At 66.1% G+C, this 10315-nt stretch carries 9 protein-coding genes and 1 tRNA gene; 7 read left to right on the top strand and 3 right to left on the bottom strand.

Annotated elements, in window-relative coordinates:
* The first annotated feature begins 67 nt into the window (after nucleotides 1-67).
* Nucleotides 68-144, top strand: a tRNA-Met gene (locus RI03_RS14845).
* Between the two features lie 359 nt (nucleotides 145-503).
* Here the strand turns inward: RI03_RS14845 and RI03_RS14840 are convergent.
* Nucleotides 504-869, bottom strand: a complete 366-nt coding sequence (locus tag RI03_RS14840; protein WP_238542392.1) for a MarR family winged helix-turn-helix transcriptional regulator — start codon at nucleotides 867-869, stop codon at nucleotides 504-506.
* 12 nt (nucleotides 870-881) lie between these two features.
* Between RI03_RS14840 and RI03_RS14835 the strand changes: the two genes are divergently transcribed.
* From RI03_RS14835 to RI03_RS24710, 5 genes are all read left to right on the top strand, one after another.
* Nucleotides 882-1517, top strand: a complete 636-nt coding sequence (locus tag RI03_RS14835) for a cupin domain-containing protein (RefSeq protein ID WP_238542391.1) — start codon at nucleotides 882-884, stop codon at nucleotides 1515-1517.
* A 180-nt stretch (nucleotides 1518-1697) separates the two neighbouring features.
* Nucleotides 1698-2891, top strand: a complete 1194-nt coding sequence (locus RI03_RS14830; RefSeq protein WP_010218231.1) for a helix-turn-helix transcriptional regulator — start codon at nucleotides 1698-1700, stop codon at nucleotides 2889-2891.
* Between the two features lie 34 nt (nucleotides 2892-2925).
* Entirely contained in the window at nucleotides 2926-4137 is a 1212-nt protein-coding gene (locus RI03_RS14825; protein WP_238542390.1) for an HlyD family secretion protein, read from the top strand.
* Nucleotides 4134-5312, top strand: a complete 1179-nt coding sequence (locus RI03_RS24715; protein ID WP_238542389.1) for a cysteine peptidase family C39 domain-containing protein — start codon at nucleotides 4134-4136, stop codon at nucleotides 5310-5312. Before RI03_RS14825 ends, RI03_RS24715 begins: the two co-directional genes overlap by 4 nt.
* Nucleotides 5313-5336: 24 nt before the next feature.
* Entirely contained in the window at nucleotides 5337-6257 is a 921-nt protein-coding gene (locus RI03_RS24710; protein ID WP_238542388.1) for an ATP-binding cassette domain-containing protein, read from the top strand.
* A gap of 356 nt (nucleotides 6258-6613) precedes the next feature.
* Here the strand turns inward: RI03_RS24710 and RI03_RS14815 are convergent, their stop codons facing one another.
* The gene (locus RI03_RS14815) at nucleotides 6614-6985 is read right to left on the bottom strand and encodes a phospholipase domain-containing protein (RefSeq protein ID WP_238542387.1); all 372 of its coding nucleotides are present in this window, start codon (nucleotides 6983-6985) and stop codon (nucleotides 6614-6616) included.
* A 460-nt stretch (nucleotides 6986-7445) separates the two neighbouring features.
* Nucleotides 7446-9623: a phosphocholine-specific phospholipase C gene (locus tag RI03_RS14810; RefSeq protein WP_010218226.1), complete on the bottom strand. Its 2178-nt coding sequence runs from the start codon at nucleotides 9621-9623 to the stop codon at nucleotides 7446-7448.
* Between the two features lie 125 nt (nucleotides 9624-9748).
* Here RI03_RS14810 and RI03_RS14805 point away from each other — a divergent pair, with 125 nt between their 5' ends.
* Nucleotides 9749-10312 carry an HD domain-containing protein gene (locus RI03_RS14805; protein WP_238542386.1) on the top strand — a complete coding sequence of 188 codons (564 nt, stop codon included), beginning with the start codon at nucleotides 9749-9751 and terminating at the stop codon, nucleotides 10310-10312.
* The last annotated feature ends 3 nt before the right edge of the window (nucleotides 10313-10315 follow it).

Raw genomic sequence — 10315 nt, 5'->3', positions numbered from 1 at the left:
GCACCTCGTATCCATAAGAACCCATTCATAAGTCATCTCCCCTTTCGTTCCGCCCACGCGGAACCGTCGCGGGGTGGAGCAGCCCGGTAGCTCGTCAGGCTCATAACCTGAAGGTCACAGGTTCAAATCCTGTCCCCGCAACCAAATCCACACCACAAAAGCCCCGTCCCTCACCGGACGGGGCTTTTGTGCGTTCCAGCGCAACGACGCGAATGCCGCCGTGCGAGGGCATCGCTTTTTTCCTGCAGGAGTCCGCGATACGGGACACGAACCCGGCGCAACCGTTTGGATCGTCAGTCTCCGCTCGCCCGAACTCGCACCACAGCAGCATGCAAAGACCTTTACCCCACGATCCCCAGCGGCATCTCCAACCGAGAGATCAGTCCGGATAGAATCGCGTTTGCGTCTTCCCCTTGATCATTCCGGAAACGGTACCGAGCCGGCTCTCGAGTCCGCAGATCTCGCAACGTCCGGTCAGAGGGAGGGGCGACCCGTAAGGACGATCATCCCGCCAGTCCCGCCAGCATCTTGAGCGTGCCCTTGAACTCCGCGAAGCGGCGCTCGCCAAGCAGGCCCTGCCATTCCGCTTCGAGATCGATCATCGTCTCGATTGCCGTCTGAAGCACCTGCCAGCCGCGCTCGGTATACCGCAAGGTCGTATGCCGTCCGCCCGGCTCGGGGTGGCGTTCGAGATAGCCGAGCCGCTCGAGCTGCCCAACCATATGGTTCAGCGCCTGTTTCGACACGCCCAGCCGCCTGGCGACATCGCTTGGCCGCATCCCGTCTGTGCCGGGATATTGGAATAGCGCGAAATAGGTGGTGCCAATATCTCCCAGCCCGCGTGCGTCGAGGATCTTGAGAACGCGCAAACGCGCCTCCTGGTGGACCAGGCGCAGCAAAGCGCCGACGAACGGTCCCTGCTCGACATTCGGAACCTGCTCGATCTCGCACCTCGGCATATGGTAAAAACACTTTACTTGACGGGTAAAGATGGTTTACCACATTGGAGCGGCGCAACAAGCCGCTATCCGAGACGGCGCGCAGGTGCGGCTGTCGGTGAGGGGGGACGGGGTGTGTCCACAGTCGATCAGGACGTCATTGCGATCGGCGCGTTGCAGATCCGCTATCTGATCGATGGCACGCGTACCGGTGCCGCGGCGGGCATGTTCGAGCTGACGATCCCCCCGGGCGCGCAATCGCCACCGGCCCACAGTCACGACAATGAGGAATATCTCTACTGCCTCGAAGGCGCCATGCGCTGTTTCGTCGGCGACGAGGTACGCGCATTGGCGACCGGCGACACCAATTATACGCCGCCCGGGGTCATCCATGCCTTCGACAATCCGCATGGCACCAGCGCGCGTGTGCTGGTGATCAACAGTCCCGATATCGGTGCGCAGTATTTTCGCGACATTTCAGCTGTTCTTGCGAGCGGACCTGATCCCGCGAGGATGGGCGCCGTCATGCGCCGCTACGGCTTGCGCCTGGTGCCGCCGAAGGCGGCTGGTGTGGGCTGAACAGACGAGGTCGCTGCGGCGCGCTTGCCGCATCGTCTGGGTATCGGAGGGGGCTTGGGATCGAGATTCCGTTCGTCGCCCGGACGGCCGGATGGGACGTCACTCCCAGCCTGCGGCAAGGGTCTGAACGCGGTGATATCTGCGTACACTGTGTGAACTTACGATCACGGAGGCGGCACCATGGATGGGGGCGGCATCGTCGAGCGCTTTTACGAGGGCACCGAGGGCTGGGGAGGCGGACGCGGGCAACGCGTGCGCGCGGCGGACCCGATCGAAGCGCTGTATCGCGCAGCGCGAGACCCGCTGGAATGGCCTAAAGCGCTGGCGCAACTGGCCGCGCATACCGGCGCTGCGTGGGCGATGATGGCGACGATCGATTTTTCGCGAGACGTCGACTCCGTCGTGACGAGCATGGCTGAGACGCATCCGGCCTCCACCGCGGCTGTTGCCGGTGAAATCCGTCATATCGGCAAGCAGATTTCGTGGCGCCATTCGGCGGCCTGGACCGACGGCGGAGCAAGTACCGGTATTCCCCCGGTCTTGCACGTTCCGCCGCGAGGCTCTGGCGAGGGCGAGCAAGCTCATCTCGTTCTTCCGCACCCGACGCTGTGCGGCACCGCACGAGCGGGATGGGTCAGCGTGGCGCTGCGATCACGGCAACCGCGGTACCACGCGCAAGTGATGCGAAGCCTTTCGTCCCTGCGCGAGCACGTGATCCGGTCGTTCGACATCTCCCTCGAACTTGCCGGTGCTCAGGATGCCGGCCTGTCGCGGGCAACCTTGCTCAGCGCGCTTCCGACGGCGGCACTCCTGCTGGCAACAGACGGGCTCGTGGCCCACGCCAATATTCCCGCGCGCGCGCTTTTGCGGGACAGCGACGGCGTGCTGGAGACGCCCGATCGGCGGTTGCGCGCGAGCGTGGCCGACGAAGACCACAGGCTTGCATCCGCGATCCAGGCTGCGCTCGCGGCAAGCCGGGGGGAGCCGACCCCTGGAGATCGTCAAGTGGTACGGATCCGCCGCGCGGCCGCGACACCATTGCTCCTCATCCTGGACCCGGTCCCACGGCACCACCGGTCGCGCCTGATGGACGTGACGTGCGACGCGGTGCTCGTACGGATGATTGACGAGGCGCAGGTGCAGGACGACCGTACCTATCCGCTCAAGGCGGCCTTCGATCTCACGGCCGCGGAGGTGCGGATCGCCGCTGCGATCGCGTCGGGGCGTTCTCCGGCACGCGCAGCGCGCGACCTCGATCTCTCGACGAACACGGTGCGGAGTCATCTTGCCCGCGTTTTCGACAAGACCGGGATGCGTTCACAGCATGCGCTGGCACGCCTCCTCGCAGCGATTGGATCGTGGCCCCTGCAATAGGCAGCTTGGGCTTGGCAAGGGGGACGAGGGCACAGTGCTGTTCAGACCAGAAGCGTCGCGGGGGCGGCACCGGCTTCACGGCGAGGTCAGTCTCGCGCCGCCGGTGAGTTGGCAGGTGCTCGGTTTCTTTCTGGGCGGCGTCCTGACGGTCGTGCTCCTGTTCCTGTCGTTCGCCACATACGGCGTGAAGGTCACTGCTCTCGGACAGATCGAGGGCGACAAGGGCGTCGCGCGGATCACGCCTCCGCGCGCGGGCACGCTCTCCCGCATCTTCGTAAAGGAAGGCGATCTCGTCCGTGCCGGTCAGCTTCTTGCGCGACTCGAGATCGCCACGGTTGCCGGTGCCGGGTCGCTCGAGGCACGCCGAATGGCTGCGATCGCCGAGGAGGCGCATGCCTTGGGCGTGCGTAGCCCGGCCGTGCATGATGCCTCCCGCGCGCGGGTCGCGGCCCTTCAGGCTGATCAAAGCGGCCATTCGGCCGAGCTTTCCGAGCTTGCCGCTCAGATGACCGAGCAGGCGACGTTGATTGCGTCCGCGCAGGCGGACCTCGATCAGGCACGGGCAATCGCGGTCAATGGGTTCGGGGCTGGCAACGATCTGCGCTTGCGCGAGCAGGCACTGGCCGAACGCAGCCAGGGGATGATGCGCATGCGGGCCGACCGGGCGCACCTCGTCGCGCAGGTGGCACGCGACACGGCGGAGATTGGCCGGGAGAAGGCCGATCTAGAGGTGGCCCGTGCAGATGCGGCCCGCGGGGGCGGGGAACTCGCAGGCACTGCCGCGGGCGACTCGGTCCAGCGCTGGATTCAGATCACCGCGCCGATCGACGGCCGGGTGACCGGCGTCGTGCGGACCCTCGGCGAGCGTATCGCACCGGACCGGCCGCTGTTGTCGCTGGTCCCCACCGGGACGCGGCTGGTCGCCAAACTCGCGGTGCCCGCCGCGGGGGTCGGCTTCGTGAGACCGGGGCAGCGCGTGGCGATCGCGCTGGATGCATTTCCCCGCGAAATCTTCGGGACGCAGCCCGCCCGTGTCGCCTTTGTAACGGCCGCAAGCGTGCCAGGCACGGCCCCGCACGAGCCGTCTTTCCTCGCCGAGGCGACGTTGGACCGCCCCCTCGTCGTCGCTTACGGCGCGCGCTATCCACTTCGGCCGGGGATGACGCTGTCGGCCACGATCACCACCCGCCGGCTCAGCCTGCTGCGCTGGCTGCTCGATCCGCTGTTCGCCGTGACGGCGTCATGACGAAGATAGATGTGTCGCTGTGGCCCCGCCGCAGCGTTAAACTTGTCCGCCAATCCGAGGTGGCGGAATGCGGCCTGGCGTCGCTGGCGATGGTCCTGGAGTATTGGGGCTTTCGCAGCGATCTTGCGGCGTTGCGTCGGCGTTTTGGCCTGTCGGCACGTGGTGTCGGCCTCACCGATCTGATCGCTTTCGCCGATCAGCTCGGGCTTTCCGCCCGCGCGCTCCGGTGCGACCTCGACGATCTCGGGTCGCTTGCCCTCCCGGCGATCCTGCACTGGGACATGAACCATTTCGTGGTGCTCGGGCGCGTTGACCGCACCCGGGCGTGGATCGCAGACCCCGCCGGCAGCGCGCGCTGGCATGATCGCGCCTCGCTGTCGCGCCACGTGACCGGCGTCGCGCTCGAGCTTGCCCCGACCGCCGACTTTGCCCCGCGCAACGAGCGCGCGCCGCTTCGCATCACGCAACTCTGGTCGCACATGCGAGGGCTGAAGCGCTCGCTGATCCAGGTCGCGCTGCTGAGTCTGCTCCTGCAGGCCTTTGTGCTCGCCGCACCCTACATGCTTCAGATCGCCGTCGACTATGCGATGCCGGCGCTCGACGAAAATCTGCTGACGGTACTCGGCATCGGTTTCGGCATATTCGCGTGCATGTACGGCATTGCTCAGGTGATGCGCGCCAATGTCCTGTTGGCCGCCGGCATCTCCCTCTCGTTCACGATCGCGGGCAATCTCGGGCGCCGGTTGCTCAGATTGCCGGTGAGCTGGCACCAGAAGCGATCGGTCGGTGCCATCCTGTCGCGGTTCCGCTCGATCCAACCGGTCGAGAAATTGCTGACCGAAAGCGCCGGTGCAGCGTTGATCGACGGTCTGCTCGCCGTTCTGACGCTCGCGATGATGCTGCTGTATTCGCCGCTCCTGGCTGCGGTGCCGGTCTGCTCCATCGCCGCCTATCTCGGCCTGCGGCTGCTCACCCTGTCGGCCGAACGTGGGACGGAAGCGGAGCGGATGACCAACGAGGGCGAGGAACAGACCGCCATGATCGAGTCGCTGCAGGGGATCGTCTCGCTGCGGCTTTCCGCGGGCGAAACGCTGCGCCACGCGTCCTGGCAGAACCGCTTGTCGGAGGCGCTCAGCGCACGCTACGCGCACGACCGAATTCGCGCCTTACAATAGGCGGCGAGCCTGTGGTTGGCTGCAATGGAGCAGGTCGTCGTGGTCTGGCTCGCCGCCCGCGCCGCGCTCGCCGGGGGTTTCTCGGTCGGGATGATCTTTGCGTTTCTGGGGTATCAGGTGAGCTTCTCCACCGCAGCGCGGCGGCTGGTGGACGAAGGGGTGTCGCTGCGGCTGCTCAGCCTCCATCTCGACCGACTGTCCGACATCGCGCTCGAGCCGGAAGACGGCAGTTTCGCCGATCCCTCGCGCCCTCGGCCCGCTGTGCCGCGTAGCATTGCGCTGCGAAACGTGACCTATGCCTACGCAGCCAGCGAAACACCCGTGCTGTCGGGCGTCACTCTCGAAATCGCGCACGGCGACTATGTCGCGTTCACCGGTCCGTCCGGTGGCGGCAAGTCGACGCTCGTCAAGCTGCTGCTCGGGCTGCTCGAACCCGATGACGGCGAGGTGTTGATCGACGGCATGCCGCTGTCGCGCTACGGCCGGCCGCAATTCCGGCGTCATGTCGGGGCGGTGTTGCAGGACGACTTTCTGTTCGAAGGCGGCATCGCACAGAACATCGCCGCGTTCGGCGATGTAGACGAGGATCGGCTGACGGACGTGCTGCGCATGGCCGACCTCGTCGAAGACGTGGCGGGCATGCCGATGGGACTCTACACGCTGGTGGGTGCGATGGGCTCCGGGCTTTCGGGTGGGCAGCGCCAGCGGGTGCTGCTCGCGCGCGCCTTGTACAGGCGGCCGCACATCCTGGTGATGGACGAGGGCACCGCGCATCTCGACACGGCGTCGGAGCGTCGCGTCAATGCAGCGATCCAGCAGATGGGAATCACGCGCATCATCGTCGCGCACCGCGCCGAGACGATTGCGTCGGCGGAACGCGTGATCGAGATCGTCGGTGGTCGCGTCGTCAGCGACAAACGTCGCGTGACTTCTGTAAAGACATGACCGCCGCGATAGCGGAACAAGAATTGCCGGGGTGAAGTCCACCCCGGCAGAGGTTCTTACATGGGGTTGCGAGGAGGGCGGCCGCCAGCAACCCGAGCGATCTCGGCTGAGGTCAGTTCGCGAGTCTCGTTCTTCTTCATTTCGGTTTTCATGACTTTTCTCCGGATGCCAGAAAGTCTGGCCGGCAAATTTTAAAAAGCCACTATTACATCGTCGCCATGCAATTGAATAGATCGATGTAAAAGCAGGGTGGATGGCGAGTACGGTCCGCCCCGGTCCGCGACCAGCGCCGCGAGTATGTCGACACGGATGCTGCAGCTGACCCTCTACGCGGCGGGGTTCAAGGATGTCGCGCTCTACTGCGCACATATCATCGAGCATCGTGCGTTGTGTTTCCAGCCAGGACGCACATTGCGGCCAGCGCCGCCATCGCCCAGCATGCCGACGTAGCGGCGGAGGAAGTGCGGATCGCTTATGGCGGTGAGGGTGAGATCGTACCAATTGTCGCTGCGCGCGACAGACCGGCGGTCGGCCACGCTCTGGTGCGGCGGCACAATGATCCGACGTTGGCGCGCCCCAGGGGTCGCATAGGGTTCGGCGAGCGCGGTCTGGAACGCGAGCGGTGTCGCGCCGCGATCGAGGAGGGGCCGCGTGACCACCGCATCTTCCGGCTGGTCCGCGAGTGTCGCATCGGCGACTTCTGGAAGTGTGGATCCGGCCAAATGCACCGTGCAGGCCGTGGCGTAGCGGTGCAGCGGAACAAAAATCGCCGGGGCAAAGATTGCCCCGGCAAAGAACTTTACATCGTGGCGCGATGATATGACCCGCCCGCAACCCGAGCGATCTCGGCCGGGGTCAGTTCGCGGGTCTCGTTCTTCTTTGCTTCGGTTTTCATGACTTTTCTCCGGATGCCAGGTAATCTGGTCCGCAAATTCTAAAAACCGACGATTACTTCGTCGCCATGCAAATGAATGAGATCGATGTCAAAGTAGGGGGGGTGACGAGTACGGTCTATCCCGTTCCGCGACCAGCACCGCGCGTATGGCAACACGCAGGCTGACTCTCGATCTTCTACGCGACACGCCGCAGCGAATGCCGGACCTTGACCCGTTGCCCCGCTGTAGCCGGCGCGGCGGCAAGGATGTCACGCTCTACCGCGCGCGTACCATTGAGCACCGTGCGTGGCGCTCAGGCCAGGACGCGCATTGCGCCGATCGCCGGATCGGTGCGCCCAACGCCGCCATTGTCCAGCTTGCCGGCGAAGCGGCGGAGGAAGTGCGGATCGTCCGTGGTGGTGACGGTGAGATCGTACCAGTTATCGCTGCGCGCGACGGACCAGCGGTCGGCCACGGTCTGGTGCGGCGGCACCACGATCCGACGCTGGCGCGCCCCCGGGGTCGCATAGGGTTCGGCGAGCGCGGTCTGGAACACGAGCGGTGTCGCGCCGCGATTGATGAGGGTCAGCGTGACCACCGCATCCTCCGGCTGGCGTGCGAGCGCCACATCGGCGGCCACTGCGACCGGGGACCCGGCCGAATCTTTCGTCAAGGCAGTGGCATAGCGGTGCAGCAGCCCGTTGGGGCCACGCACCGTCACGTCGATCCGCACGGGCACCGGACCCGCACCATGCCAGGCGTCATGGGTGAGGCGATCCCCGGCGCCGACGGTGAAGTTCCACGGCGCCTCGACGTCGAGATTGTCGTGAACGGTGAACGTCGCGCCGACCGTGCCGGTATTGACGAACGCGATCTGCAAGGTGCCCTGATCGGTAAGACCGCCAGTCACGTCGAGGCGGTAGGGAAGCGCGCGGTGTGGACGCTGGCCGGTCATCTGCCGGGTTGGTGCCTGCGCCGCCGGGATCGCGTTGAGCCGGCCCGCCGCGGAACGGGCGATGCGTTCGCGGAAATCGTCGGTCGCGGGGAAGGTCAGCGCGGTGGTGTCGCCGTCGCGGCGGGTAAAGTCGAACGCCGAGGTGAGGTCGCCACACACCGATCGCCGCCAGGCGCTGATGTTGGGCTCGCGCACGCCGAAGCGCCGTTCGATGAAGCGCAGCGTCGACGTATGGTCGAACAGCTCCGAACAGACGAACCCGCCGCGGCTCCACGGCGAGACGATGATCGTCGGCGTGCGGATGCCGAGACCGATCGGGTGCTGGCCGGGATGGCGCAGGTCGTCCTCGTCGGGGTGGTCGCCATAATCCTTGGTCTCGCCGTCGAGCGGTACGGTGCTCGCGCCGCGATAGCCTGGAACCGGCGGCACCGGCGGCGGCATATGGTCGTAAAAGCCGCCGGCTTCGTCGTAATTGACGATGAAGACGGTCTTGGCGAACATCTCGGGGTGATCGACCAGCGCCGCGATCAGGGCGGCGCAGACATGCTCGCCCTTGGACGGCTCGGCCTGCGGGTGTTCGGACAGGTCGGCGGCGGTGACGATCCACGAGACCTTGGGGAGCGTGCCGGCGGCGACGTCGCGGCGGAAGGCGGCGACGAGCTGGTCGCCGTCCGAGCGGGTGCGATCGGCGCCGTCGCGGTGTTCGCTCACCCAGGCGCGGCCGCGCGCGTACAAGTCCGACTCCGGCGCGCAGGGGCGGAACGCGGGGAACACCGACAGCAGATTGTCGCCGAAATTGTCGTGTTCCTGATAGACTTTCCAGCTGATCCCCGCCGCCTGGAGCCGTTCGGCATAAGTCGTCCAGCGATAGGCGTCGGGTCGGAGCGGCTTGTCCTGCGCCATGTCGGCGCTGGGCGTCTCGTCCTCGCCATAATTGGTCATCTGCGGGTCGCCGCCGACCGTCCCGCCGCCGTTGCAGCCGGTAAAGGCGTGGAGCCGGTTGGGGTAGGTCTGCGTCAGCGTCGAACAATGATAGGCATCGCAGACGGTGAAGGCATCGGCGAGCGCGTAGTAGAACGGCAGGTCGCCGGCGGTATAGTGCAGCATCCGCTTGTGCAGTTCCCCGCTCAATCCCCAGCGGTCGAAGCGGCCATGATGATAGATGCCGATATTTTCCTGATGCGACTGCCCCGAGCCGTCGACCTTGAACGATCGGCTGATCTTCGAATCGCCGTGGAACGGCAGGACGAAGCCGTCGGGATGCTCGAGCGAGGGTTGCGCCCACACCGTGCGATCCCCCGCGAGGCGGAGCGGGCGCGGATCGCCGAAGCCGCGGACGCCGTTCAACATGCCGAGATAATGATCGAACGAACGGTTCTCCTGCATGAAGACGACGATGTGCTCGACATCCTCGATCGAGCCGTGCCGCTGTCGGGGGGCGATCGCTGCCGCGCGGGCGACCAGCCCCGGCAACAGCGACGCGGTCGCGCCGAGACCGGCGGCACGGACGAAGTCACGGCGATTGGGATGGGTCATCTTGGGGCTTCCCTGAAAAGCTGCCGCGCTGGGCGGTTCACGCTTGTTGGTCTAGTCCAGTTTCGCTACAGAATTCTGACAGGGGCCGTCGCGCAGAAAGCAGGGTGCTCGTCATGGGGATCGTAATGTCAGCATCTATCGTCGATCGCATCTTCGACACGTTCGAGCAGCACGGCGCGGAACGCTATGGCGAGGATGTCACGCAGCTTCAGCATGCGCTGCAGGCCGCAGAACTCGCGCGGCAGGACGATGCGCCCGAGACGCTGGTCGCGGCCGCGCTGCTCCACGATATCGGTCAGTTCGTCGGTGGGGCGGGCGATGCGGCGGAACTGCAGGACCGTGACGGCCGCCACGAGACGCTGGGCGCAGCGCTGCTCGCAGCGCATTTCGCGCCGGCGGTGACCGAGCCCGTACGGCTGCATGTCGCGGCAAAGCGCTATCTCGCGACGGTCCGCCCCGGCTATGCCGAGGCGTTGAGCGGCGCATCGCTGCTGAGCTTCGGGCTGCAGGGCGGGGTAATGTCGGCGGCCGAGCGCGCGGACTTCGAGGCCGAGCCGCATTTCGCGGCGGCGGTGCGGATGCGGCTGTACGACGATGGCGGCAAGCACGCCGATTGGACGGTGCCGTCGCTCGAGAGCCACCGCGCGTTATTGGTCCGGCTCAGCGCCGCCAACCAGCACCCGGCTTGACCG

Source organism: Sphingomonas sp. PAMC 26621, from assembly GCF_000251145.1.
In the GTDB taxonomy this organism is placed as follows: domain Bacteria; phylum Pseudomonadota; class Alphaproteobacteria; order Sphingomonadales; family Sphingomonadaceae; genus Sphingomonas.
The sequence above is the reverse complement of the archived record's forward strand: the minus strand, read 5'-3'. Positions and strand labels throughout refer to the sequence as shown.